The sequence below is a fragment of the Streptomyces sp. NPDC050528 genome (assembly GCF_044457795.1).
Taxonomy (GTDB): domain Bacteria; phylum Actinomycetota; class Actinomycetes; order Streptomycetales; family Streptomycetaceae; genus Streptomyces.
In genome coordinates, this window is sequence record NZ_JBITHH010000005.1 from 564,437 (window position 1) to 587,715 (window position 23,279).

Genomic DNA, 23,279 nt, shown 5'->3' on the forward strand with positions numbered 1-23,279 from the left:
CCATCCATGACTGAGCCCTCGGCGAACACGGCAATCGCGCTCGTCTCCAGGTCATGGAAACAACGCTAAGCGAGCTAATGTGTCTTCATGACACAACGCCGTTCCGACCATGGATACGAGAAGGACGACGAGAACGACGTCCTCGAATGGGAGGACCACGTCATGGCCACAGTGGCCGGCGAGGTCCGCAGACGACGGAAGGAACTGGGGTGGAGCGCACAGGATGTGGCCGACAGGTGCGAGGAGATCGGCTATCCGATCCCCCGCAACGTGATCGCCAACATGGAGTCCGGCCGCCGCGCCGTCCTGCCGCTTGTCGAGATCATGGTGCTCGCGAAGGCCCTGCGCGTGTCCCCGATCAGCCTGATCTACCCCGTCGGTTACGTCACCGAAGTCCGCGAACTCCCCTACGAGGACCCGCAACCGACCTGGGACGCCCTGCAGTGGTTCGTCGGCAACTCAGCTGCCGAAGACGCCACCGACTACATGCTCGACCACTTCCTGGCCCACGACCTCGAACTCCGCTCGGCCCTGGCCGCCGTGCAAAGCGAGGACTACGAGCTCTGGAAGGTGAAGACCGCCGCCAACCGTGTCCAACGGGAAGCAGCCGAGCGCGCTTTGGCCCGCTACACCGACCAGGCCACAAGGGCCAAGCACGAGCTGCGCCGGCACCGCGACGCCATCCGCGAAGGCGGCGGCATCCCACCCCGTCTGCCCTCGCCGCTCGCCGACATCGACCCACCCGAACCTGACACCGGCACCACCGAGGAGAACGATCTTTGAAGGGCTCCACCTACCGCCGCTGCTCCTGCCGCGACCCCAAGACCGGCAAGGAACTCGGCACTTCCTGCCCCAAGCGCAACAGCAAGAACCACTGCACCTACTCCATACGCCAGGAGCTGTCGCCGCGTACGGACGGCAGCCGCAGGTCCTTCGCCCGTGGCGGCTACGACAGTCGCAAGGCCGCCCAGGCCGACCTCGACCACGTCCGCGCCCTCTTGGGCCTGGCCGAGTCCGACGACCCCGAGGGCACGGAACTGATTTCCGCCATGCTGGCGGAAATCAGCAGCGAGAAGACCCCCCTTCCCGACGTGGAGGAGACCCGACGTCGCCTCAACGCCGGCCAGGACCTCGTCGGCAGCCTCACCGTGAGCGAGTGGCTGGACCGGTGGCTCGCGGGCAAGCGCATCCGGAAGTCTGGCGTCAGCCGCTACGAGACCGACGTCCGCGTCCACCTCAAGCCCCACATCGGCGACCGGCGCCTCGACCGGCTGCGCGTGAGCCACCTCAGCGATATGTTCACCGCCATTACCGACGCCAACGCCGAGATCCTGGAGCAGAACGCCCAACGGCGTGCAGCCGTAGAGGAGTTGGCGGCCGTGCCGTGGAAGGGCGCGGAGAGCCGGGCCCGCCGCAAGGCGATGAAGGCGGCGATCGACGCGATGCCGCCCTTCCGCCGCGTCACCGGGCCGTCCACACGCCAGCACGTCAAGGCCACGCTCCGCGCCGCCCTGAACGAGGCGATCGGCCAGCAGATCATCACGTTCAACCCGGCCGCCCACGTAGAGATCGACCCCGTCCGCAAGCCGAAAGCCCTCGTCTGGACGGACGAGCGGGTCGCGCGATGGCAGCAGACCGGCGAGAAGCCCTCCCCCGTCATGGTCTGGACGCCGGAACAGACCGGCGCCTTCCTCGACTTCGTCGCCGCGGACCGGCTGTACGCCATGTGGCACCTGATCGCCTTCCGCGGCCTGCGTCGCGGCGAGGCGTGCGGCCAGCCCTGGTCGGAGACCAACCTCGACCGGCACTCCCTCACCGTCACCGGCCAACTCGTCCAGGACGGATGGGACGTCGAGGCGTCCGAACCGAAGACCGACAGCGGCTTCCGCGTCGTGGCCCTGGACGACGACACCGTCAAAGTCCTGGAGCGGCACCGCAAGGAGCAGGAAGCGGACCGCGAGGAATGGGGACCGGCCTGGGTCGACACCGGTCTCGTCTTCACCCAGGAAGACGGCTCCTGGCTGCACCCCGGCAAAGTGACCGACCTCTTCGAGCGGCTCGTCGCCGCCTCCGGCCTCCCGCCGATCCGGCTCCACGACCTCCGTCACGGCGCGGCCACCCTCATGCTCGCCGCCGGCATCGACGTGAAGATCGTGTCGGACACCCTCGGGCACAGCGACACCCGCATCACCCGGGACATCTACCAGAGCGTTCTCCCCCACGTCGGCAAGAGCTCCGCCGAGGCCACCGCCAAGCTGGTCCCACTCCAGCGCAAGTCCGAGGCGGAGAAGGCCCGTAAGGCCGCTCAGAAGGCCAAGGAGAAGGCGAAAGCCCAGGCCAAGGCGAAGAAGAACAAGGCGCGGAAGAAGCCCAAGAAGTAGGGCACCGAGCCGCGCCGCTCACGCATCGCTCACGCAAGCCGTCCCACGGCACCCCAGCCGTGCGACGCGTCACGCCCCGAGCAACACAAAAGGCCAGGTCACGGGCTATGTGACCTGGCCTTCGCCGGAGCCCCCTGTCGGATTCGAACCGACGACCTACGCATTACAAGTGCGTTGCTCTGGCCAACTGAGCTAAGGAGGCCTGCGCGATGCGTGCGTACCCGACGGGACACACCCGACCCGCGTACCGACGTACGTACCCGGAACCGCCCGCGATCACGTGCCCGAGCAGTGTACCCAGGTCCCCGTCGCCCCCTGTCGAAAATTTCCGCGAAGTTCACATGCCCGGAGGTACTGACACGCAGGCGAACGCCAGGTACCGTCCTGACCCAGTTCACTCGCGTGGACTACACCACCACCTTCCTACAACGGATCGTCCGGCACGTTCCTGCCGGTAGAAGGGGGCCCTTCACCATGGCCACTGTTTCGTTCGACAAGGCGACCCGGATCTACCCGGGTTCCGAGAAGCCCGCCGTAGACGGTCTGGAGATCGAGATCGAGGACGGGGAGTTCCTCGTTCTGGTCGGTCCGTCCGGCTGTGGCAAGTCCACCTCGCTCCGGATGCTCGCGGGGCTCGAGGACGTCAACGCCGGCGCCATCCGCATCGGTGACCGCGACGTCACGCACCTGCCGCCGAAGGACCGGGACATCGCCATGGTGTTCCAGAACTACGCGCTGTACCCGCACATGACCGTCGCCGACAACATGGGCTTCGCGCTCAAGATCGCCGGCGTCAACAAGGCCGAGATCCGCCAGAAGGTGGAGGACGCGGCGAAGATCCTCGACCTCACGGACTACCTCGGCCGCAAGCCGAAGGCCCTCTCCGGCGGTCAGCGCCAGCGCGTCGCGATGGGCCGCGCCATCGTGCGTGAGCCCCAGGTCTTCCTCATGGACGAGCCGCTGTCGAACCTCGACGCCAAGCTCCGTGTCTCCACCCGCACGCAGATCGCCTCGCTCCAGCGCCGCCTCGGCATCACCACCGTCTACGTCACCCACGACCAGGTCGAGGCCATGACGATGGGCGACCGCGTGGCCGTACTCAAGGACGGTCTGCTGCAGCAGGTCGACTCGCCGCGCAACATGTACGACCGCCCCAAGAACCTCTTCGTGGCCGGCTTCATCGGCTCCCCCGCCATGAACCTGATCGAGGTCCCGATCACCGACGGCGGCGTGAAGTTCGGCAACTCGGTCGTCCCCGTCAACCGCGAGGCGCTCAAGGCCGCCACCGACAAGGGTGACCGCACCGTCACCGTCGGCGTCCGCCCCGAGCACTTCGACATCGACGAGCACAACGGCGAGGCCGCGAAGACCCTCACCAAGGACTCCGAGGACGCCCCGGCCGGTCTGGCCGTCTCCGTGAACGTCGTCGAGGAGTTGGGCGCCGACGGTTACGTCTACGGCAGCGCCAAGGTCGACGACAACCTCACGGACCTGGTCGTCCGCGTCAGCGGCCGCTCGGTGCCGGAGAAGGGCTCCACGCTCCACGTGGTCCCGCGTCCGGGTGAGATCCACGTGTTCTCGACCTCCACGGGCGAGCGCCTCACCGACTGACCAGGCACCACCGGCCGGTCGGATCTCACCGACTGATCAAACGTTCCCAGGAAGGGCCCCGCGGTTCGCCGCGGGGCCCTTTCCGTTGCGCATCGCCCGCCGCACCCCGCCCGACCCCGTCGACAAATACCCCGGCAGAGCGGTCATTTCGAGCAGCGTTCGTCAACGCCCTACCCAATCCGAGGCACCAATCCATCCCCCGAATTGGTGACTAAATGTCGCCAAATCATTACCGGACGCTACCCTCACACGCGTGAAGCACTCCAATAACCAACAGCCGCGACGCGGCCGGGGCCCCGCCCGCCGGGTCGGCCGCACGCTCGCCCTCGTCCTGCCCGTCGTCATGGTGCTCTCCGGGACCCTCGCGGTCACCCGGGTCAACTGGTCGGGGAGCCCCTCCAGCTCGATGCTCACCGCGACGGACGTCACGGCGGCCGGAGCCTCCTCGCGGGCCGCCGCACGCGCCCCGCAGGACATCCTGCGCGACCAGCTCATGACCGAGCTCCAGGACAAGAACCCCGGCGTCGTCCTGACGCACCTCCAGGAGGCGGTGAACGGCCACCCGTCGCTCGCCACGCACTGCACCTCCATCGCCCGCGCACTGGGCCGCGCCGCGGTCCGTATCTACGGCGCCGCCCGCGCCCAGTCCTACGCCCGCCCCGTGTGCGACACCTCGTTCGCCTCCGGGGTCATGGCCGCGCACAGCTGACCGGAGCCGGTAGCCGGTGCCCGGAGTAGGAGGTCGGTAACGGCTGATTAAGGAACGGTTGCAGCCGAAAGATGCGGTGGGGCCGCCACGTACAGTTCGGGTCATGAGCGATCCGAACGCCACGTCGCGCCCCACCCAAGCCGTGATCCTGGCCGGTGGCCAGGGATCCCGGCTGCGCCCGTACACCGACGACCGGCCCAAGCCGATGGTCGAGATCCCCGGTACGGGGACTCCGATCATCGGCCATCAGCTCGTCTGGCTCGCCGAGGAGGGCGTGACCGACGTCGTCGTCAGCTGCGGGCATCTCGCCGAGGTGCTGCAGGAATGGCTGAAAACAGCCGATCTGCCCGTTGATGTGACCACGGTCGTCGAGACGGAGCCGTTGGGGCGTGGGGGTGGGCTGAAGTACGCCGCCGCGCATCTGCCTCGGCCCGACAGCGCCTGGTACGCCACGAACGGGGACATCTGGACCCGGTTCTCGCTGCGGGACATGGCCGACTTCCACACCGAGCGCGATGCCGTCGCCACGATTGCGTTGGCTCGGCCGCGGATTCCGTGGGGGGCCGTGCAGACGGACGGGTTCGGGCGGGTCACCGACTTCATCGAGTCGCCGCCCACGCAGTACGCGATCAATGCGGGGGTGTACGTCTTCTCGCCCGAGTTCGCCGGGTTGTTGCCGGAGCGGGGGGATCACGAGCGGACGACTTTCCCTCACCTTGCTCGTGAGCGGCGGTTGGCCGGGTTCCCGATTCCGCAGGGGGCTTACTGGCGGGCCATCGATACCGCGAAGGATCTCCGGGAAGCCGCCAAGGAGCTTGCTGCGCTTGGTCGTTGAGTGCGGCGCCGTCGTGCTGGGTGCGCCCCGCGGCGGAGCCGCTAGTGCCACAGCCCCGCGCTCCTAGGGAACTGCCCCTGAGGCAAATGAGAGGGCCCGCAAAGTTGCGGGCCCTCTCGCATTACTGGTGGTCAGCCGGTAGGGGACCGCGTCAACAAGCCCCCCACCGGCCCAGCTACCCCAACAGGCCGCCCACCAGGCCCGGCTGGCCGGAGGAGGATGAACCCCCGGTGCTGGAGCCGCCGTTGGAGCCGGTGCCGCCGCCGCTGGTGCCACCGGTGGACGTGGGTCCTGAGGTGGTGCTGGGGGCCTGGCCGGCCGGGGAGGACTGCTGGGGCTGGGTGCGGCCCGCGGTGCCCTGGGTCTGGCTGGGGGCGCCGCTGGTGGCCGTACCGGAGGAGGAGTGGGTCGCGCCCGGGGTCGTCGCGGCGCCCGACGGCTTGGCCGAAGTCGCGTGCTGGGACGGGGACTTGGACGCCTTGGGGCTGCTGCTGTGGCTCTTGGTCGGTTCGCCGGGGAGCGGGGCGCCCGGCAGTTCGTTGCGCGGGGCCTCGCCGGGGCCGGGGACGACCACGCGGCTGGAGTCGCGGACCGCGCCGCCGAGCAGCGAGCCGACGAGCAGCGTGAGGCCGATGGAGACGGCCGTGACGAGGGCGCCGCGGCGCAGGACGTAGCGGCGCAGCTCCCAGATGTCGGCGCGGGGTCCGAGGCGGCGCCAGGCGCTGCCCGCGAGGCGGCCGTCGACGGAGTAGACGGGGGCGCCCGCGATGATCAGCGGGGACCACGCGGCGAGATAGATGATGTCGGGCGCGTCGTAGGCCGGGACCGTCTTCCAGCTGACCGTGACGATCAGTGCCGCGGAGAGCAGCGCGCCGAAGACCGCGGCGACCCGCTGCCACAGGCCGAGGATCGTGAGGACGCCCACGATGACCTGGGCGAAGGCGATGACGAGCCCGGAGCCGACGGGGTGCTGGAGCGCGAACTGCCGTAGCGGCTCGGCGACTTCCCACGGGTGGAGGGTGTTGAGCCACTTCACCATGGAGCCGCGCTTGCCGCCGTCGAAGTAGACGGGGTCGCACAGCTTGCCCATGCCGGCGTAGATGGAGATGAAGCCGAGGAAGATGCGCAGCGGGAGGAGGACGACCCCGAGGTTCATCCGGCGGCCCGGGTAATAGGCGTGCCGTACGGGCTCGTTGGGGTTGCGTCGAGTGCGGCGCTCGCCTTCCGTGACCTGGGAGTCCTCGAACTCCCCGTCCCCGTAGGCGGGTTCGTCGTAGACGCTGCCCACCGTCCGCATGGGCGGCAGGAGTCGGGTCTCGCCGGTGTCGTGATCGCCGCCGCGCTGGGCGCCGACGACCGGGGTCTCGATGGTCTGCGCGGTCAGGTCGTCGTCGTAACCGCCGCTGTCGATACGGGGGATGACCTGCGTGGCTCCGGCGTCGCCGGCCGGTTCGTCGCCGTGGCGGACGCCCGTGCCGCGCACGGCCTGGAGCAGCCGGTGGGCGCCGGTGTCGTCCGGTGCGGACTTGCCGCTCCAGACGACGGGCCGGCGACGCGCGCCGGCGGCGGGGATCCGGCCGGGGACCTCGGTGGCGCTCAGGTGCCGTGCGATCCGCGGCGACGGGGGGCGCGACGAGGCGCCCAACTGCACGCGGAAGCTCGCATGATTGACGATGATCTGCGCCGGATCGCTCGGCACCTTCACCATGCTCAGCGCGGGAGCGTCGTCGAAGCCCGACGGGCCGTCCCCCGTGGGTGTGCGGGGTGTTCTGGTGTCCACACTCATCTAACCGAGTGACGTGTGTTTAGGACACTGCTTTGACTCGCCGGAAGTGTCCGGACCGCGTCAAGCGTGTGCCCGGCGCCCAGATTGCCCCGAGTGGGGGACGGTGCCGAACGTCCGTTCAGGAGCGCCTGCGTGCCGCTCAGGAACGCTTGCGTGCCGCCTCGTAGAGCACAACTCCCGCCGCCACACCGGCGTTCAGGGACTCCGCGCCACCCGGCATCGGGATGCGGACCCTGAAGTCGCAGGTCTCGCCCACGAGTCGGGACAGGCCCTTGCCCTCGCTGCCGACGACGATGACCACCGGGCCTTCCAGCGCGGCGAGTTCACCGACCTCGTGCTCACCGTCGGCCGCGAGACCGACGATCGCGAGACCCGCCTTCTTGTACGCCTCCAGCGCGCGCGTCAGGTTCGTGGCGCGGGCGACGGGCGTACGGGCGGCCGTACCCGCGGACGTCTTCCACGCACCGGCGGTCATGCCGGCCGCGCGCCGCTCGGGGACGAGCACGCCGTGGCCGCCGAACGCGGCGACGGAGCGGACGATCGCGCCGAGGTTGCGCGGGTCGGTCACCCCGTCGAGGGCGACGATCAGCGGGTCCTCGCCCTTGTCGTAGGCCGCGTTGGCGAGGTCCTCGGCGTGCGCGTACTCGTACGGCGGGACCTGGAGGACCATGCCCTGGTGGTTGAGGCCGTTCGTCATGCGGTCCAGCTCGGGGCGCGGGGCCTCCATGAGGTGGATGCCGCCGCGCTCGGCGACGAGCTGGAGCGCCTCGCGGACCCGCTCGTCGTTGTCGATGAACTGCTGGACGTAGAGCGTGACCGCCGGGACGCCCTCGCGCAGCGCCTCCACGACCGGGTTGCGGCCGACGACCATCTCGGACGTGCCCTTGCCGCCGCGGCCGCGCGGCGCGGGACGGCGCTGGACCTGCTTGGCCTTGGAGTTGGCGATGCGGTTCTTCTTGTGGCCCTTGCGCGCCTCGGCGGGCGGGGTGGGGCCCTTGCCTTCGAGGCCCCTGCGCCGCTGGCCGCCACTGCCGACCTGCGCGCCCTTCTTGCCGGACATGCGGCGGTTGTTGGCTGCCATGACCTACCTGTCTGTGTGACCCGTCTGGGGGTGTGGTGCGTACGTACGTCTATGCAGTGTGCCGCCCGGAGGGCCGGGCGGCACAGTCGATCTTCGTTGACCGGGTGCGATCAAGGTGCGATCGGGGTTGTGATCGGGGTGCGATCGCGGTGGTTTCAGCGGGGGCCGAGGGTCCAGCGCGGGCCCTGCGGGCCGTCCTCGATGTTGAGGCCGGACTGGTTGAGCTGGTCGCGGATGCCGTCGGCGGTGGCCCAGTCCTTACGGCCCCGGGCGGCCTCGCGCTGGTCGAGGACCATGCGGACCAGGGTGTCGACGACCCCGTGCAGGTCCTCGCCCCGGTCGCCGCCCTCGCCGACCCAGTGCGGGTCCAGCGGGTCGAGTCCGAGCACCCCGAGCATGGCCCGCACCTCGGCGAGCCGCGCCACGGCGGCTTCCTTGTCGTCGGCGGCGAGGGCGGAGTTCCCCTGCCGGACGGTGGTGTGGACGACGGCGAGCGCCTGCGGGACGCCCAGGTCGTCGTCCATCGCCTCGGCGAAGGCCGGCGGCACCTCGGCCGCGGGCTCGACGACTCCCCCGGCCTTCTCCACGACCCGCTGCACGAAGCCCTCGATCCGCGCGAACGCGGACTCCGCCTCGCGCAGGGCCTCCTCGCTGTACTCGATCATCGAGCGGTAGTGCGGGGTGCCCAGGTAGTAGCGCAGGACGATCGGGCGCCACCGCTTGACCATCTCGGACACGAGCACGGAGTTCCCGAGCGACTTCGACATCTTCTCGCCGCTCATGGTGACCCAGGCGTTGTGCACCCAGTACTGCGCGAAGTCGTCGCCGTAGGCCTTGGCCTGGGCGATCTCGTTCTCGTGGTGCGGGAAGATCAGGTCGAGTCCGCCGCCGTGGATGTCGAAGGCGGGGCCCAGGTACTTGTGCGCCATCGCCGAGCACTCCAGGTGCCAGCCGGGGCGGCCGCGGCCCCACGGAGTCTCCCAGTCGGGCTCGCCCGGCTTGGTCGCCTTCCACATCGCGAAGTCGCGCGGGTCGCGTTTCCCGGTGATGCCTTCCTCGGTGGGCTGGCGCAGGTCGTCGATGTCCTGGTTCGACAGCTGCAGATAGTCCGGGTACGAGCGCACGTCGAAGTAGACGCTGCCGTCGGCCTCGTACGCGTGACCGCGCTCGATCAGCCCGCGCATCATCTCGATCATCTCGGGGACGTGGCCGGTCGCGCGCGGTTCGCACGTCGGCGGGAGGCAGCCGAGGGCGCTGTAACCGTCGTTGAACGCGCGCTCGTTCTCGTAGCCGATCGACCACCAAGGGCGGCCCTGTTCACGGGACTTGGTGATGATCTTGTCGTCGATGTCCGTGACGTTGCGGATGAACGTGACGTCGTAGCCGCGGTGTTCGAACCAGCGGCGGAGGATGTCGAAGTTCAGGCCCGAGCGGATGTGGCCGATGTGGGGGGCGGCCTGCACGGTGGCGCCACAGAGGTAGATCGAGACACAGCCCGCTGTGAGCGGGGTGAAGTCGCGAATCTGCCGGGCGCTGGTGTCGTACAGGCGAATGGTCACGGTACAAGGGTAGTGGGCGTGGGGCTGTGCCTCAGACGGTTGGGTTGATTGTTGTCTGCGGGCCGGTGGGGGCTGGTCGCGCCCCGCGGCGGAGCCGCTGATGTCACAGCCCCGCGCCCCTGAAAAACAGCCCGCTCACGCGTGTTTTACGACCAGGGCTGTTGCCACTGCCATCAAGCCCTCGCCCCTGCCCGGGAAGCCCAAGCCGTCCGTTGTTGCGCCTGACACCGAGACCGGGGCTCCTGCCGCCTCCGACAACAGCTTCTGGGCCTCGTCCCGCCGCTTGCCGATCTTCGGACGCGGTCCTACGACCTGGACCGCCACGTTGCCGATCGTGAAGCCGGCCTCGCGGACGATCCTCGCCGCCTCTGTCAGGAGGGTGACCCCGGACGCACCGGACCACTCGGGGCGGCCCGTGCCGAAGTGTTGGCCCAGGTCTCCCAGGCCCGCTGCCGAGAAGAGGGCGTTGCAGGCCGCGTGGGCGACTACGTCCGCGTCGGAGTGGCCGGCGAGCCCGGGGCCTTCTCCCTCCCACTTCAGGCCCGCGCACCACAGCTCGCGGCCCTCCTCGAAGGCGTGGATGTCGGTGCCGATGCCTACCTGCGGGAGTACGAAGAGCGGCTCAGAAGCCATCGTTCAGCCTCCTGCGGGTCAGGACCGCCTCCGCGAGGACCAGGTCCAGGGGGCGGGTCACCTTGAAGGCCTCCTCGTGGCCGGGGACGACCACGACCGTGAGGCCGAGCTGTTCGACCATGCTCGCGTCGTCGGTGACGTTGTCGGTGACCGTTTCGTGGGCGTGGACCAGGGTCGCGCGGTCGAAGCCCTGCGGGGTCTGTACGGCGCGGAGACGGGCGCGTTCCGGGGTCGCTACGACCGGCTCCGGGTCGCCCGGCGTCTCGGCCGGCTCGACTTCCTTGACCGTGTCCGCGAGGGGAAGGGCCGGGACCACGGCGGGCGCTCCGTCGCGTACGGCCTCGATGACCGCGTCGACCGTGTCGACCGGGACGAGCGGGCGGGCCGCGTCGTGGACGAGGACGATGTCGTAGCCGGGCGGGAGCGCGTCCAGGCCGAGTTTCACCGATTCCTGGCGGGAGTCGCCGCCTGGGACGACCAGGAAGTCGGTGCGCTCCGGGAGTGCGTGTGCGTCCAGGAGGGTCTTGACCTCGGCCGCGCCGTCGGGCGGGGCCACGACCACGACCAGGGAAACCGCGCGGGACGCGGCCAGGGCGCGGATCGCGTGGATCAGCATGGGGGTGCCGTTCAGCGCTCGGAGCGCTTTGGGGGCGCCCGGGCCGAGGCGTACGCCCCGTCCGGCGGCCGGGATCACGGCGGCGACGGAGGACTGCGCCTGCGAAGAGCGCGAATCGTCAGACATCGGTTCCTGTCAGGTTTGTGTGCTCGACCTACGTGGGTATGGCCTCAGGAGTGCCGGGCGCGACGCCTTGACCGGACCCTTCCGTGACACCGGTCGAGCCTGCTGCCCGGGCCCGGCACACCATTATCGGGGGATGTTTCTCCGGCGTACGACGGAGTCGCAGTCGGTGTCGATCAGCGTTGGTGTCGGTCAGCGTCGACGCCGGAAAAATTGCCCCGAACATGCCGAAGCGCCCGGCGACAAGGGAGCTGTCATCGGGCACCACGGCATTTCAGTGTGCTGAGCAGGGCGTACCAGTCGCCTGCGTCAGGACGCGAGAACCTCGTCGAGCAGGGCCTCGGCCTTGTCCTCGTTCGTGTTCTCCGCGAGCGCGAGCTCACTCACCAGGATCTGGCGAGCCTTGGCGAGCATGCGCTTCTCACCTGCGGAGAGTCCGCGCTCGCGCTCACGACGCCACAGGTCACGGACAACTTCCGCGACCTTGATGACATCGCCGGAGGCGAGCTTCTCCAGATTTGCCTTGTAACGACGCGACCAGTTCGTGGGCTCCTCGGCATACGGAGCGCGCAGCACCTCGAAGACCCGGTCCAGCCCGTCCTGACCGACCACATCACGTACGCCGACGAACTCCGCATTGTCCGCTGGCACACGCACCGTCAGGTCACCCTGAGCGACCTTCAGCACCAAGTAGGTCTTGTCCACGCCTTTGATCTGGCGAGTTTCGATAGCCTCGATCAGCGCGGCCCCGTGATGGGGATAGACCACGGTGTCGCCAACCTTGAACGTCATGTGACAGGTACCCCTTCCGTGGCTATCCAGGGTAACACGGAAACTGCGGGTTCTGAATGGCGTTTTCGCAGGTCAGGGCATATCTCGGGGCTTGACAACAGCAACAGGAACGTGCTGCGGAGGCCGAGCGGAAGAGGGTATTCGCAGGTCGGAGCAGCTCTCCGGGCGAGGTGAAACGCGTACGTTACACACATCCGGAGGCGCCTCCAAGTGGACGAACGTCCCCAAATGTCTGGTTCCAAGTGCTCGACTTCCGCTACTCCGTTCGGTGGCCGGAGCCCGGTGCGAGGCGAATCCGGAATTGATCACTGATGCCTGTCGAGATGCCGGTGATCAATTATCCGAGGCGCCCTGCATTCTTCACCGAAAATCCGCCGACGGACGTCTGAGCCGCTTATGTGAATGCCGGACGAGTAGCGGGCGCAAGTGACCCGTGAGTCACTTGTGGCACAGCGGTACCCCGTTGAGGGAGGGTCGGGTGCGGTGGTGCGGGAACGGCTCGGTAACCTAAGGCCGCTGACAGACACTTAGGGCGGCTTTATTCGGGAGTCGCCCTGCTCCGCCCACGTTCAAGGAGTAGCCGCCGCCGTGAGCAGCAGCCTTCGACGCGGCGCCCTCGCCGCCGCCACTATCGCGTTCTCGATCGCCTCCCTCGCCGCGTGCGGTGCCGGCAACGACGCACAGACGCTGGAGGTCAAGCCGGACAACGCGGCCGTCTCCGTCGGCACCATCAAGGTGCAGAACGCTCTCGTCATCACCCAGCCCCTCACCGAGTCCGGCAGCGAGGGCGCGGGCCCCGCGGTGATCTCCGCGACCCTGTTCAACACCGGCGTCAAGGCCCAGACCCTGGACTCCGTCAGCGTCGACGGCGCCGGCACGGTCACGCTGACCCCCGCCAAGGGCAAGGGCAAGCTGGTCGTCCCGGCCGGCGGCTCGCTCGTCCTGGGCGGCAAGGGCAACGCCTCCGCCGCGCTGGCCGACCCCTCCGGCATCGCGGACGGCAACGCCCAGAAGGTCACCTTCACCTTCAGCTCGACCGGTGGCGTGAGCCTGAGCGCGTTCGTCGTCCCGGCCGACAGCTACTTCACCAAGTGGGGCCCGACCTCGATCCCCTCGACGCCTGCCGCGGGCGCCACGGCGACCACGCCGAAGCCGGGCAAGAGCACGACGGCCACCCCGACCGACTCGTCCTCCGCGAGCGCGACGGCCACGGAGTCGGCCACGACCACCGGCTGAGCAGCGGCCGTAGCAACAGTCGTAGTTCTACGACGAAGGGCGGGACCTCACGCAGAGGTCCCGCCCTTCGTCGTACGCAGGCAGTGCTTAAGGCCTGGTCATCGGTTTACGGCTCGAACTTGTAACCCAAGCCGCGCACCGTCACCAAGTACCGCGGCGCGCCCGGGTCCGGTTCGATCTTGGCGCGGAGGCGCTTGACGTGGACGTCGAGGGTCTTGGTGTCGCCCACGTAGTCGGCGCCCCAGACACGGTCGATGAGCTGCATGCGGGTCAGTACGCGGCCCGCGTTGCGCAGGAGCATCTCCAGCAGGTCGAACTCCTTGAGGGGCAGGTCGACCTTGGAGCCGGAGACCGTGACCACGTGGCGATCCACGTCCATGCGGACCGGACCGGCTTCGAGGGCGGCCGGGGTGACCTCCTCGGGCTCGCCGCGGCGGCGCAGGACGGCCCGGATACGGGCGACGAGCTCGCGGGACGAGAAGGGCTTGGTGACGTAGTCATCGGCTCCTATTTCCAGGCCTACGACCTTGTCGATCTCACTGTCCTTGGCCGTCACCATGATGACGGGGACGTTGGAGCGGCCGCGCAGCTGGCGGCAGACCTCCGTGCCGGGCAGCCCCGGCAGCATCAGGTCGAGCAGGACGAGGTCGGCGCCGTTGCGCTCGAACTCGTCGAGTCCGTCGGGCCCGGTGGTCGCGATGGCGACCTCGAAGCCCTCCTTGCGGAGCATGTACGACAGGGCGTCGGAGAAGGACTCCTCGTCCTCGACGACAAGCACTCGGGTCACGGAAGGACCTCCGGGGCGGGAAGCGGTTCGTACGGGGATGGTTCAGGGGACCCCTCGACCTCGTCGTCGAGGTCGGGGTGCTGGTGGGCACGGTCGCGGGCCGCACCCGCCTCCGGCAGCCTCAGGGTGAACGTGGAGCCCTGTCCCTCGGAGCTCCACACCGTGACCTCCCCGCCGTGCGAGGCGGCCACGTGCTTGACGATCGCCAGTCCGAGACCCGTACCGCCGGTGGCCCGCGAGCGGGCCGGGTCGACACGGTAGAAGCGCTCGAACACGCGCTCCTTGTCCTTCTCGGAGATGCCGATGCCCTGGTCGGTGACGGCGACCTCGATGTGGTCGCCGCCGCCCGCGGAGACCCGGCGTGCGGCTATGCCGACGCGGGTCCGGGCGGGCGAGTAGTTGACGGCGTTCTCGACCAGGTTTCCGAGGGCGGCGGCCAGCTGGCCCCGGTTCCCGTAGACGTGCAGGTCGGCGGTGCCGCCGGCGGCCATGGTGATCTGCTTGGTGCCGGCCTGGTGCCGGCAGCGGTCGATGGCCTCGGCGACGAGTTCGTCGACGCGGACGGGTTCGGCGTCTTCGAGGGGGTCGTCGTTCTGGACCCGCGACAGGTCGATGAGCTCCTGCACGAGGTTGGTCAGGCGCGTGGCCTCGATCTGCATCCGTCCGGCGAAACGCTCCACCGCCTCAGGATCGTCGGAGGCGTCCATGACCGCCTCCGAGAGGAGGGAGAGCGCGCCGACCGGGGTCTTCAGTTCGTGGCTGACATTCGCCACGAAGTCACGTCGTACGGCCTCGATACGGCGGGCCTCGGTGAGGTCCTCCACGAGGAGCAGGACGAGCCGGGAGCCGAGCGGCGCCACCCGGGCGGAGACCGCGAGGGCCTCCCCTCGTCCGGTGCCGCGCCGGGGCAGATCCAGCTCGACCTGGCGTATCTCGCCGTCGCGCCGGGTGTCCCGGGCCATCTGGAGCATGGGGTCGACCGAGAGTTTCCCGCCGCGGACCAGTCCGAGGGCGTACGCCGCCGAGCTGGCCTTGACCACGGCGTCCGCCTCGTCGAGGACGACGGCCGAGGAGCGGAGCACCGAGAGCACGGTGTCCACACCCGGCGGAAGCACCGGGTCCGTGTGCAGGGAAGTCCTGGTCGGTCGCTTCTGGTCGCGTTCGCTCCAGCGGAACGCCAGCATGGCGATGACACCGGTGAGCACCCCGGCGATCGCTGCCGCTGCGGCGACCGCCGCGTTCACGTCCATGCCCCCAGGTTAGGCATGGGATACCTCCTGGCCACAGCCATCGGAGTGCGACCTCGAACACTCGTCGCCCAGAGTTCACCTTGGAGCCAGTATTGGTTCATTTGGGGTGGCGGAAACCGTCGCGTAGGAGCGGGAACGTGGGAGCGTGGGGTGGAAGGGCCGGTTTTTAGTCACACCGACAGGCCCAGGGCCCCTGAGCCCCCGAAGCAACGTAGGAGAGGGAACCCTGATGCGGGACGCGTACCACGAGGAACTTGACTCGATCGGTGACGGTCTGGTGGAGATGGCCCGGCTGACCGGGTCGGCGATCGGACGCGCCACGACGGCCATCCTGGACTCCGACCTGAAGCTGGCCGAGAGCGTCATCGAGGCCGACAAGAAGGTCGACGACCTCCAGCACGACCTCGAAGCCCGGGCCATAGCCCTGCTGGCCCGGCAGCAGCCGGTGGCGACGGACCTGCGGATCGTCGTCACGTCGCTGCGCATGTCGGCCGACCTGGAGCGCTCCGGCGACCTCGCCCAGCACGTGGCGAAGCTCGCCCGGCTGCGCTTCCCCGACCGGGCCGTACCGCACGACCTGCACGCGACCATCCTGGAGATGGGCCAGCTCGCCCAGCGTCTGATGGCCAAGGCGGCCGAGGTCATCATCACGAAGGACGTCGACCTCGCGCTCCAGCTGGAGCAGGACGACGACGCGATGGACCTCCTCCACCGCACGCTCTTCCAGCACCTGCTGGACGACAAGTGGAAGCACGGCATCGAGACCGCGGTCGACGTGACGCTGCTCGGCCGCTACTACGAGCGCTTCGCCGACCACGCGGTGTCGGTCGCGAAGCGTGTGGTGTTCCTGGTGACGGGCGAGCACGCGGACGAGCTGCAGCCGGACATCCAGCCGGTGACGGGGGCCGAGGGGGCGTAGTCCTCAGGCCGGGGGGCTTGCGAGGGAAGCCTCAATGCGCCGTTGATGCGCCCGCCGAAGCGGGCATCCAATGGGCAGCATCCGATGGGCACAGGCTCGAGCCTCCAGGAGGACCCATGGCCGAATCCCCTGCTACGACGACGCCGGACCCGACGCAGGAGCGCGAGACGCAGCAGCCCGCCGAGATCAAGAGCCTCCCGCTCTTCGGCGCCTGCGGCTGCGGCTCGGGCTGCGGGTGCGGCTGCCAGTCCGGCAACCCGTGCCAGTGCGGCTGACCGCCGCCTGCTCCCGGAGGGGCCTCGGTGCTACGGCGCCGGGGCCCCTTCGTCGTGCCGTGAGCGCCGTACGGGCGCAGCATGGAAGGAACGGAAGGAGGTGCGCGGTCATGGCTCAGTACATGGACGTACACCACGGGATGAAGGGCATCACGGCCGACCAGTTGATGGAGGCCCACAAGGCGGATCTCGCCGTGGAGAAGGACGAGGGCGTCCACTTCGAGCGGGCCTGGGCGGACCCGGAGAGCGGGACCGTCTACTGCCTGTCGGAGGCGCCGTCGCCCGAGGCGGTCCAGCGCGTCCACGAGCGCGCGGGGCACCGGGCGGACGAGGTGCACGCGGTGCCGTACTCGATCTGAAACGGCAGGACCGTCCGAGTCCTTGGTGCTGTTTGGGCAAAGGGTTCGGCATCGACAGTTCAACAGTCTTGTCCTGTGCATGTCTCTCTCGATGAGATGCGCGGAGACCTCTTCGTCCGGCTGACGGCCGGGCGAACTCCGCAGCACTCAGGGGGGATTCATGCGCATAGCCCGCACGAGACTGAACATCGCCGCCGCCACGGCCGCCACCGCCGGCCTCGCCGTCGCCGCGCTGGCGACCGCGCCGGTCGCCGGTGTCGCCGGGGCCGCGCCCGCCGCCGTACCGCAGACGAAGGCGATCCCGGCGATCACCGGACACACCCTCGCCCGGGACGTGCCGACCCCGCTCACCAGCGCGCAGTGCGAGGCCAAGTGGCAGATCGCCTGTTACAACCCGCTGCAGTACCGCACCGCGTACAACCTCAACTCCCTTTACAAGAAGGGCATTACGGGCAAGGGGCGGACGATCGTCATCGTGGACTCGTTCGGTTCGCCGACGATCCAGCATGATCTCGACACGTACAGCAAGCAGTTCGGCATCCACAGCACCAAGGTGAATGTCGTGAAGTGGGGCAAGGTCCCGGTCTTCGACCCGACGAACGCGGACATGACCGGCTGGGCCGGCGAGACCACCCTGGACGTCGAGATGGCGCACGCGGTCGCGCCCGACGCGAAGATCGTGCTGGTGGAGACGGCCGTAGCCGAGACCGAGGGCGTCACCGGGCTGCCGGAGATGATGGACGCCGAGAAGTACCTGATCGACCACGGCGTCGGCGACGTCATCACGCAGAGCTTCGGCGCCACCGAGAACACCTTCCCCGGCTTCGACCAGGGCGACTTCTCCAGCATCAAGAAGCTGCGCTACGCCTTCCAGGACGCCAACCGCAAGCACGTGACCGTCCTCGCCTCCTCCGGCGACGGCGGCGCCACCGACTACAACGCGGACGGCTCGGCCTTCTACGACAAGCCCGTCAACTCCTGGCCTTCTTCCGACCCGTTGGTCACGTCGATCGGCGGCACGCAGCTGCACCTGAACGACAAGGGCGACCGCGTCACGCCGGACAGCGTCTACAACGACTACGGCGCGGGCGGCGGCGGCCAGTCCCACGTGTTCGCGCGCCCGTCGTTCCAGAACGGCGTGAAGAGCATCGTCGGCACCCAGCGCGCCACCCCCGACGTCTCGATGGCCGCGGCGGTCAACGGCGGCGCCTGGGTCTACTCCAGCTACGACCCGACCGCGATCGGCTGGGACGTCTACGGCGGCACGAGCGAGGCCAGCCCGCTCTTCTCGGGCATCATCGCCCTCGCGGACCAGGCGGCGGGACACCGGGTCGGCAACATCAACTCGGCGCTGTACGCGCTCGCGAAGCACGGCGCCAAGGGCAACGGCATCGTCGACGTGAACGACGGCACGAACAACACGTATGCGGGCGTGACCGGTTACACCGCGGTCGACGGCTACGACATGGCGACGGGCGTGGGCACGGTGGACGCGCTGCGCTTCGTCCCGGCACTGGCGTGGGCCAGCCGGCACTGAGACCCATCCCGAGACGGCCCGGGCGCGACCCACCGCGCCCGGGCCGTCCGCTACGACGAGGACGGCGCCGTCGCTTTCCGCCCCCGGTACCGGACGAACCGACGCCCGACCGTGTAGAGGGTGACCAGGAGCAGCACCGCTCCCGCGACGGGCCAGCCGATGGAGCCCCCGTCGCGGTAGGTCTGGATCCCCTCCACGAGCAGCAGCACGCTGACCGGCGGCCCCACCAGGTCGCACAGCACGTCCAACCACCGTACGACTTTCGAAAGATCGTCCACGAGGTGATCGTGACAGGGGGCGGGGTCCTTGCCAAGGAGTCGTTTCAGCGCCAAGGGCCAAGGGCCGGGGGTCACTTCACGTCGACGTAGTCGGTCCAGCTCGCCGTGGTCGTGGTGAGGCTCGTGCCCGCGAATTCGTAGCGGTACGAGCCGTCCGCCGTCGCCTTCACGGTGGACGTGGCCCAGCCGTTCCGGTCGGTCTTCAGCTTCTTCAGCGTGACGAAGGGGCCGCTCGTGCCCTTGCGGTACTGGAGCAGCACCTGGTGTCCGATGAGGGGCACGTTCTTCTTCTGCTCCCAACTGGCCACCGTCGCCTGGGCCTTGACCGTGATGTTCGCGCCCTTCTTCACCGGGTCCGGGGTGACGACGGTCTGGGACAGGTAGGTCTGGCGCTTGACGACCGCGAAGTAGGCGCCCTCACCGCGGGTGACGTTGCCGGCGCCGTCGACGGCCACGGGGGCCATGTACCAGAGCCCGGCGAGGGCGTTGCTGCGGAGGTTGACGTTCGGGTCGGCGGTCACGAGGGCCTCGCAGGAGGAGGTGAGCTCGTTGATCTTGTGGCACTGGGCGGACCCGGACATGACCCCGTCGGCCTTCGACCGGTCCTCTGCGCCGTGCCACAGCTCGAACGACACGCTCTTGACGCCGGACGGGTCGCTGACCGTCGCGGAGACCGAGAACACCCGCTTCTTGGCGGCCTCGACGCCGACGGTGTAGTCGAGGTCGTGGTTGACGCCGATGTTCACGAACGTCGAGTCCGAGTCGCTCTGGCCGGCCACGGCGGCCGGAACGGTGAGAGCGGTGACGGCCAGGGCGGCACTGAGAGCGGCGGCGGTCGCGACGGCGACAGTGGTACGTCTGCGCATGGTGTGGTTTCCCCCCACGGTTGATGAACCAGTCGGTGAACCGAGTGGTGATCCGAGTGGTGACTTCACCCGCAACAGACAGAGGGGGTGGGTGGGAGGTTGTGCATGATCGCAGCCCCAACCCATCTCTTAACTTCAGCTTCTCCAGGGGTTGTTGGGATCAACGGATGCCAGTCACTAATCACCGGACGCCGGTCACTGATCACCGGCCAACTGCCCTCGGCCTGCCCGTCGACCTACGAACCGATGGGCAACTCCCGTGCTCGCTGGCGTGCTTGGGCCCGTAGCCCCTTCAACTGGCCGTGGAATGCGTTGTGTCGGTTCTGGTCGAGGTTCAGCGGGAGGTCGAGTCGGGAGATGAACTGTGACTCCAGTTCCCACGGTTCACTCCGCTCGATCCAGCACACCCGCGCGTTGTCCGCCATCCACTGACTCAGCGTGGCTTCGCCGGCCTTGCCGAAGGTCATCCGCTTGCCGCTGCCCACGCGACGCAGCTCAAGTCCGAGCAGGCTCCCGAGGGTGAGCCGCAGGGTCGAGCCGGCCGCGTTGCCCCGGTAGTGATACCGCACCCGCTTGCGCAGGTTCTGAGTACTGGTCCGGTTCGCCATGTACCGCGGTGCGATACCGACGTAGAGCAGGCGCCCGGCGTCCAGGTCCGGGTGCGGCGACTGTTCGAAGTGCCATCCGTAGACCCCTGCCACCGCCGGGACGGGGCTCGGCCGCGCCAACACCTCCTGCGCCGACCACAACCGCACCGGACTTACGAGAGCGCCAGCTTCCACGAGACCTCCGGACGCGCCACGACTGATGGAGTTCACACTCGGCTGCTCCGTCATGCGATCAACGCGCCATCTTCTTGAGAATCCAGTCAAGCGTCATCGCCGACCCACTCGTAGTGGACGCAGTGAACATCGTGCCGCCGGAACCGGTCCGCACCTCGGAAGTGCCGCCGCAGTGTACGTCCGTGGCCTTTCCCTCGGTGGGCCGGACATGCACGAGTCCCTGACCCCGGCAGGTCAGGACGAGCTCCCCGGCCACCCCGGGTGCGCTGTCGGCACCGAAGCGGACGGGCGTCCCGGCGACAAGGCGCAGCCCTGTCCCGGAGGCGGTCACGTGCAGAGCCGACGCCGTATGGGCTGGGCCGGGCGTCGCGGCAGGGTGAGCGCCGGCGGTGGCTCGATCCGCCGGGTTACCGCCGCAACCCGCCAATGCCACACCGGCCGCCAGAGCCGCCCAAGCGGCAACCGCACGCTTCATGAACTGGTCTCCCGATCAACCGGAGCGTGGACAAAGGTCCCTCGCGAAAACGCCCCCGATCCGCGCCCTGGGCGCAGTTCGGGGGCGTGATCACGGAACTTACTTCTTCTTGCCCTGGTTCTTGACCGCCTCGATCGCAGCCGCAGCCGCGTCAGGGTCCAGGTACGTCCCCCCGGCCTTGACCGGCTTGAAGGACGCGTCCAGTTCGTACGCGAGCGGGATGCCCGTCGGGATGTTCAGGCCCGCGATATCGGCGTCCGAGATGCCGTCGAGGTGCTTGACGAGGGCGCGGAGGGAGTTGCCGTGGGCGGCGACCAGGACCGTGCGGCCCGCGAGGAGGTCCGGGACGATGCCGTCGTACCAGTACGGGAGCATGCGGACGACGACGTCCTTCAGGCACTCCGTGCGGGGGCGCAGCTCCGGCGGGATGGAGGCGTAGCGCGGGTCGGCGGACTGGGAGAACTCCGTGCCGTCCTCAAGGGGCGGGGGCGGGGTGTCGTAGGAACGGCGCCAGAGCATGAACTGCTCCTCGCCGAACTCCGCGAGGGTCTGCGCCTTGTCCTTGCCCTGGAGGGCGCCGTAGTGGCGCTCGTTCAGGCGCCAGCTGCGGTGGACCGGGATCCAGTGGCGGTCCGCGGACTCCAGCGAGAGCTGGGCCGTGCGGATCGCGCGCTTCTGGAGGGACGTGTGGACCACGTCGGGGAGCAGGCCGGCGTCCTTGAGCAGCTCACCGCCGCGGACCGCCTCCTTCTCGCCCTTCTCGTTCAGGTTCACGTCCACCCAGCCGGTGAACAGGTTCTTCGCGTTCCACTCGCTCTCGCCGTGGCGGAGGAGGATCAGCTTGTACGGTGCGTCGGCCATGCCTCAGAGCGTAATCCACGCATTCGGGCCACCGCCTGGCGCCCGCCTCCCCGCCCCACAGTTGACGGCTTCTGTTAATTGAGTGGTCCGCCGCGACCTCCCCTTCGTAAGTTGTGCTCGCGGCCATCGCCGCTTACACGCCAGCTGTCCGACCGTGGGGGAACGATCCATGTCACTCGCCGCCCTGAGACGCGCCGCCCGGGAAACCGTCTCCGGCCTCCCCCGCGAGTTCTGGTGGCTGTGGACCAGCACCCTCGTCAACCGGCTCGGCGCGTTCGTCTCGACGTTCATGGCCCTGTACCTGACCCTCGACCGCGGCTACTCCGCGACCTACGCCGGCCTCGTCGCCTCCCTCTACGGCCTCGGCGGGGTCGTCTCGTCCATCGGCTCGGGCGTGCTCACCGACCGCATCGGCCGCCGCCCCACCCTCCTCATCGCGCAGTCGTCGACCGCCGCGTCCGTGGCGCTGCTCGGCTTCATGCACGACCCCGTCGCGATCGCCGCCGTAGCGTGCCTCGTCGGGGCGGCGAGCAACGCGTCCCGCCCGGCCGTGCAGGCGATGATGGCCGACATCGTGCGCCCCGAGGACCGGGTCCGCGCGTTCTCCCTCAACTACTGGGCCATCAACCTCGGCTTCGCCATCTCCTCCATGGCCGCCGGCTTCATCGCCGAGGTCAGCTACCGCGCCGGGTTCCTGCTGGAGGCCGGGATGACGGCGATCTGCGCGATCGTCGTGTTCCTACGGCTGCCCGAGTCCCGGCCGACCGTCGCGGCCACCGGTGCCGGCGGCAAGGAACCCGCCGTGGGCCTCGGGACCGTACTGCGCGACGGACGGTTCATGAGCGTCGTGGGACTGTCCTTCCTCGTCGCGCTCGTCTTCCAGCAGGGCTCGGTCGGACTGCCGGTGGCCATGGGCGAGGCCGGTTTCACGCCCGCCGACTACGGCACCGCGATCGCCGTCAACGGCTTCCTCATCGTCGTCCTCCAGATCCCGGTCACCCGCCTCATCGAACACCGGGACGCCAAGCGGCTGTTGGTGGTCTCGTCGATCCTCGCGGGCTACGGCTTCGGGCTCACCGCGTTCGCCGGCTCGGTCGGTGTCTTCGCCCTCACGGTGTGCGTGTGGACCCTCGGCGAGATGATCAACGCCCCGACCCAGACGGGCCTGGTCGTCCGCCTCTCACCGGTCCAGGGGCGCGGCCGGTACCAGGGCATGTACACCCTGTCCTGGGCGGTCGCCGCGCTGGTCGCCCCGCTGATGTCCGGGTTCGTCATCGACCGGTTCGGGGCGGAGTGGCTGTGGGGGATGTGCGCGGTCGTGGGGACGGGGGCGGCTGTGGGGTACGGGGCGCTGATGCGGCGGGTTCCGGCCAACGAGACGGCAGCCCCCGAGCCCTCTGCCGCCGTGGCGGCACCGGAGGTCAGCGCGGCCTGACGGCCCTGCGACGACACGGCCACGGCGTCACCTTCCCGACGACGATGACATACCGACGACGAGCCCCTCCCTGCACGTCTTCCGCGGGGAGGG

Annotated in this window: 23 protein-coding genes and 1 tRNA gene; 11 read left to right on the forward strand and 13 right to left on the reverse strand. The window is 69.2% G+C overall.

The window, feature by feature from the left end; genetic code table 11:
- The first annotated feature begins 87 nt into the window (after positions 1–87).
- Both ACIBK4_RS20825 and ACIBK4_RS20830 read left to right on the forward strand, forming a co-directional pair.
- On the forward strand, positions 88–783 hold the full coding sequence (locus tag ACIBK4_RS20825) for a helix-turn-helix domain-containing protein (RefSeq protein WP_398996220.1): 696 nt from the start codon (positions 88–90) through the stop codon (positions 781–783).
- A complete protein-coding gene (locus ACIBK4_RS20830; RefSeq protein ID WP_398996221.1) occupies positions 780–2,381 on the forward strand; it encodes a tyrosine-type recombinase/integrase in 1,602 nt (533 codons plus the stop codon). Before ACIBK4_RS20825 ends, ACIBK4_RS20830 begins: the two co-directional genes overlap by 4 nt.
- Before the next feature lie 128 nt (positions 2,382–2,509).
- Here ACIBK4_RS20830 and ACIBK4_RS20835 read toward each other — a convergent pair.
- A tRNA-Thr gene (locus ACIBK4_RS20835) sits at positions 2,510–2,583 on the reverse strand.
- 272 nt (positions 2,584–2,855) lie between these two features.
- Between ACIBK4_RS20835 and ACIBK4_RS20840 the strand changes: the two genes are divergently transcribed.
- The 3 genes from ACIBK4_RS20840 (at position 2,856) to ACIBK4_RS20850 (ending at position 5,536) form a co-directional block, all read left to right on the forward strand.
- Complete coding sequence (locus ACIBK4_RS20840; RefSeq protein ID WP_366433651.1) at positions 2,856–3,992, forward strand: sn-glycerol-3-phosphate ABC transporter ATP-binding protein UgpC; 1,137 nt, start codon at positions 2,856–2,858, stop codon at positions 3,990–3,992.
- A 253-nt stretch (positions 3,993–4,245) separates the two neighbouring features.
- A complete protein-coding gene (locus ACIBK4_RS20845; protein WP_033281255.1) occupies positions 4,246–4,701 on the forward strand; it encodes a hypothetical protein in 456 nt (151 codons plus the stop codon).
- Positions 4,702–4,804: 103 nt separating this feature from the next.
- Positions 4,805–5,536, forward strand: coding sequence for a nucleotidyltransferase family protein (locus ACIBK4_RS20850; RefSeq protein WP_366433652.1), 732 nt, complete (start codon positions 4,805–4,807; stop codon positions 5,534–5,536).
- Positions 5,537–5,711: 175 nt separating this feature from the next.
- Here ACIBK4_RS20850 and ACIBK4_RS20855 read toward each other — a convergent pair whose 3' ends face one another.
- From ACIBK4_RS20855 to ACIBK4_RS20880, 6 genes are all read right to left on the reverse strand, one after another.
- The gene (locus ACIBK4_RS20855) at positions 5,712–7,322 is read right to left on the reverse strand and encodes a DoxX family protein (RefSeq protein ID WP_398996222.1); all 1,611 of its coding nucleotides are present in this window, start codon (positions 7,320–7,322) and stop codon (positions 5,712–5,714) included.
- Positions 7,323–7,461: 139 nt separating this feature from the next.
- Positions 7,462–8,403: a 23S rRNA (guanosine(2251)-2'-O)-methyltransferase RlmB gene (gene rlmB, locus ACIBK4_RS20860; RefSeq protein ID WP_398996223.1), complete on the reverse strand. Its 942-nt coding sequence runs from the start codon at positions 8,401–8,403 to the stop codon at positions 7,462–7,464.
- A 155-nt stretch (positions 8,404–8,558) separates the two neighbouring features.
- Positions 8,559–9,962, reverse strand: a complete 1,404-nt coding sequence (cysS, locus tag ACIBK4_RS20865; RefSeq protein ID WP_398996224.1) for a cysteine--tRNA ligase — start codon at positions 9,960–9,962, stop codon at positions 8,559–8,561.
- A gap of 135 nt (positions 9,963–10,097) precedes the next feature.
- A complete protein-coding gene (gene ispF, locus ACIBK4_RS20870) occupies positions 10,098–10,595 on the reverse strand; it encodes a 2-C-methyl-D-erythritol 2,4-cyclodiphosphate synthase (protein WP_398996225.1) in 498 nt (165 codons plus the stop codon).
- Positions 10,585–11,337 carry a 2-C-methyl-D-erythritol 4-phosphate cytidylyltransferase gene (gene ispD, locus ACIBK4_RS20875; RefSeq protein WP_398996226.1) on the reverse strand — a complete coding sequence of 251 codons (753 nt, stop codon included), beginning with the start codon at positions 11,335–11,337 and terminating at the stop codon, positions 10,585–10,587. Before ispD ends, ispF begins: the two co-directional genes overlap by 11 nt.
- A gap of 306 nt (positions 11,338–11,643) precedes the next feature.
- On the reverse strand, positions 11,644–12,126 hold the full coding sequence (locus ACIBK4_RS20880; protein ID WP_003953493.1) for a CarD family transcriptional regulator: 483 nt from the start codon (positions 12,124–12,126) through the stop codon (positions 11,644–11,646).
- A gap of 588 nt (positions 12,127–12,714) precedes the next feature.
- Between ACIBK4_RS20880 and ACIBK4_RS20885 the strand changes: the two genes are divergently transcribed.
- Positions 12,715–13,362, forward strand: coding sequence for a DUF461 domain-containing protein (locus tag ACIBK4_RS20885; RefSeq protein WP_398996227.1), 648 nt, complete (start codon positions 12,715–12,717; stop codon positions 13,360–13,362).
- Between the two features lie 106 nt (positions 13,363–13,468).
- Here ACIBK4_RS20885 and ACIBK4_RS20890 read toward each other — a convergent pair whose 3' ends face one another.
- Together ACIBK4_RS20890 and ACIBK4_RS20895 are read right to left on the reverse strand one after the other, a co-directional pair.
- A complete protein-coding gene (locus tag ACIBK4_RS20890) occupies positions 13,469–14,149 on the reverse strand; it encodes a response regulator transcription factor (protein WP_009340348.1) in 681 nt (226 codons plus the stop codon).
- Positions 14,146–15,399, reverse strand: coding sequence for a cell wall metabolism sensor histidine kinase WalK (locus ACIBK4_RS20895; RefSeq protein WP_033281263.1), 1,254 nt, complete (start codon positions 15,397–15,399; stop codon positions 14,146–14,148). Before ACIBK4_RS20895 ends, ACIBK4_RS20890 begins: the two co-directional genes overlap by 4 nt.
- A 229-nt stretch (positions 15,400–15,628) precedes the next feature.
- Between ACIBK4_RS20895 and phoU the strand changes: the two genes are divergently transcribed.
- The 4 genes from phoU (at position 15,629) to ACIBK4_RS20915 (ending at position 18,489) form a co-directional block, all read left to right on the forward strand.
- Positions 15,629–16,318, forward strand: coding sequence for a phosphate signaling complex protein PhoU (phoU, locus tag ACIBK4_RS20900; protein WP_019062517.1), 690 nt, complete (start codon positions 15,629–15,631; stop codon positions 16,316–16,318).
- A 116-nt stretch (positions 16,319–16,434) separates the two neighbouring features.
- On the forward strand, positions 16,435–16,593 hold the full coding sequence (locus ACIBK4_RS20905) for a hypothetical protein (protein ID WP_019072373.1): 159 nt from the start codon (positions 16,435–16,437) through the stop codon (positions 16,591–16,593).
- A 110-nt stretch (positions 16,594–16,703) separates the two neighbouring features.
- The gene (locus ACIBK4_RS20910) at positions 16,704–16,952 is read left to right on the forward strand and encodes an SCO4226 family nickel-binding protein (protein ID WP_033281264.1); all 249 of its coding nucleotides are present in this window, start codon (positions 16,704–16,706) and stop codon (positions 16,950–16,952) included.
- 160 nt (positions 16,953–17,112) lie between these two features.
- Entirely contained in the window at positions 17,113–18,489 is a 1,377-nt protein-coding gene (locus tag ACIBK4_RS20915; RefSeq protein ID WP_398996228.1) for a S8 family serine peptidase, read from the forward strand.
- A gap of 50 nt (positions 18,490–18,539) precedes the next feature.
- Here the strand turns inward: ACIBK4_RS20915 and ACIBK4_RS20920 are convergent, their stop codons facing one another.
- From ACIBK4_RS20920 to ACIBK4_RS20935, 4 genes are all read right to left on the reverse strand, one after another.
- Positions 18,540–18,767: a hypothetical protein gene (locus ACIBK4_RS20920; protein WP_398996229.1), complete on the reverse strand. Its 228-nt coding sequence runs from the start codon at positions 18,765–18,767 to the stop codon at positions 18,540–18,542.
- 71 nt (positions 18,768–18,838) lie between these two features.
- Entirely contained in the window at positions 18,839–19,633 is a 795-nt protein-coding gene (locus ACIBK4_RS20925) for a calcium-binding protein (protein ID WP_398996230.1), read from the reverse strand.
- Positions 19,634–19,869: 236 nt separating this feature from the next.
- Entirely contained in the window at positions 19,870–20,415 is a 546-nt protein-coding gene (locus ACIBK4_RS20930; RefSeq protein WP_398996231.1) for a GIY-YIG nuclease family protein, read from the reverse strand.
- 574 nt (positions 20,416–20,989) lie between these two features.
- Positions 20,990–21,751, reverse strand: a complete 762-nt coding sequence (locus ACIBK4_RS20935; RefSeq protein WP_366433667.1) for a phosphoglyceromutase — start codon at positions 21,749–21,751, stop codon at positions 20,990–20,992.
- Positions 21,752–21,920: 169 nt separating this feature from the next.
- On the opposite strand from ACIBK4_RS20935, the gene ACIBK4_RS20940 reads away from it, so the two are divergent.
- Entirely contained in the window at positions 21,921–23,186 is a 1,266-nt protein-coding gene (locus ACIBK4_RS20940; protein WP_398996232.1) for an MDR family MFS transporter, read from the forward strand.
- Positions 23,187–23,279: the final 93 nt, after the last annotated feature.

Excerpts from the sequence above, each read along its gene's own strand:
- ACIBK4_RS20825 (WP_398996220.1), top strand. The coding sequence starts at position 88 with ATGACACAACGCCGTTCCGACCATGGATACGAGAAGGACGACGAGAAC.
- ACIBK4_RS20840 (WP_366433651.1), top strand. The coding sequence starts at position 2,856 with ATGGCCACTGTTTCGTTCGACAAGGCGACCCGGATCTACCCGGGTTCC.
- ACIBK4_RS20850 (WP_366433652.1), top strand. The coding sequence starts at position 4,805 with ATGAGCGATCCGAACGCCACGTCGCGCCCCACCCAAGCCGTGATCCTG.
- ACIBK4_RS20855 (WP_398996222.1), bottom strand. The coding sequence starts at position 7,322 with ATGAGTGTGGACACCAGAACACCCCGCACACCCACGGGGGACGGCCCG.
- rlmB (WP_398996223.1), bottom strand. The coding sequence starts at position 8,403 with ATGGCAGCCAACAACCGCCGCATGTCCGGCAAGAAGGGCGCGCAGGTC.
- ispF (WP_398996225.1), bottom strand. The coding sequence starts at position 10,595 with ATGGCTTCTGAGCCGCTCTTCGTACTCCCGCAGGTAGGCATCGGCACC.
- ispD (WP_398996226.1), bottom strand. The coding sequence starts at position 11,337 with ATGTCTGACGATTCGCGCTCTTCGCAGGCGCAGTCCTCCGTCGCCGCC.
- ACIBK4_RS20880 (WP_003953493.1), bottom strand. The coding sequence starts at position 12,126 with ATGACGTTCAAGGTTGGCGACACCGTGGTCTATCCCCATCACGGGGCC.
- ACIBK4_RS20895 (WP_033281263.1), bottom strand. The coding sequence starts at position 15,399 with ATGGACGTGAACGCGGCGGTCGCCGCAGCGGCAGCGATCGCCGGGGTG.
- phoU (WP_019062517.1), top strand. The coding sequence starts at position 15,629 with ATGCGGGACGCGTACCACGAGGAACTTGACTCGATCGGTGACGGTCTG.
- ACIBK4_RS20905 (WP_019072373.1), top strand. The coding sequence starts at position 16,435 with ATGGCCGAATCCCCTGCTACGACGACGCCGGACCCGACGCAGGAGCGC.
- ACIBK4_RS20910 (WP_033281264.1), top strand. The coding sequence starts at position 16,704 with ATGGCTCAGTACATGGACGTACACCACGGGATGAAGGGCATCACGGCC.
- ACIBK4_RS20915 (WP_398996228.1), top strand. The coding sequence starts at position 17,113 with ATGCGCATAGCCCGCACGAGACTGAACATCGCCGCCGCCACGGCCGCC.
- ACIBK4_RS20925 (WP_398996230.1), bottom strand. The coding sequence starts at position 19,633 with ATGCGCAGACGTACCACTGTCGCCGTCGCGACCGCCGCCGCTCTCAGT.
- ACIBK4_RS20935 (WP_366433667.1), bottom strand. The coding sequence starts at position 21,751 with ATGGCCGACGCACCGTACAAGCTGATCCTCCTCCGCCACGGCGAGAGC.
- ACIBK4_RS20940 (WP_398996232.1), top strand. The coding sequence starts at position 21,921 with ATGTCACTCGCCGCCCTGAGACGCGCCGCCCGGGAAACCGTCTCCGGC.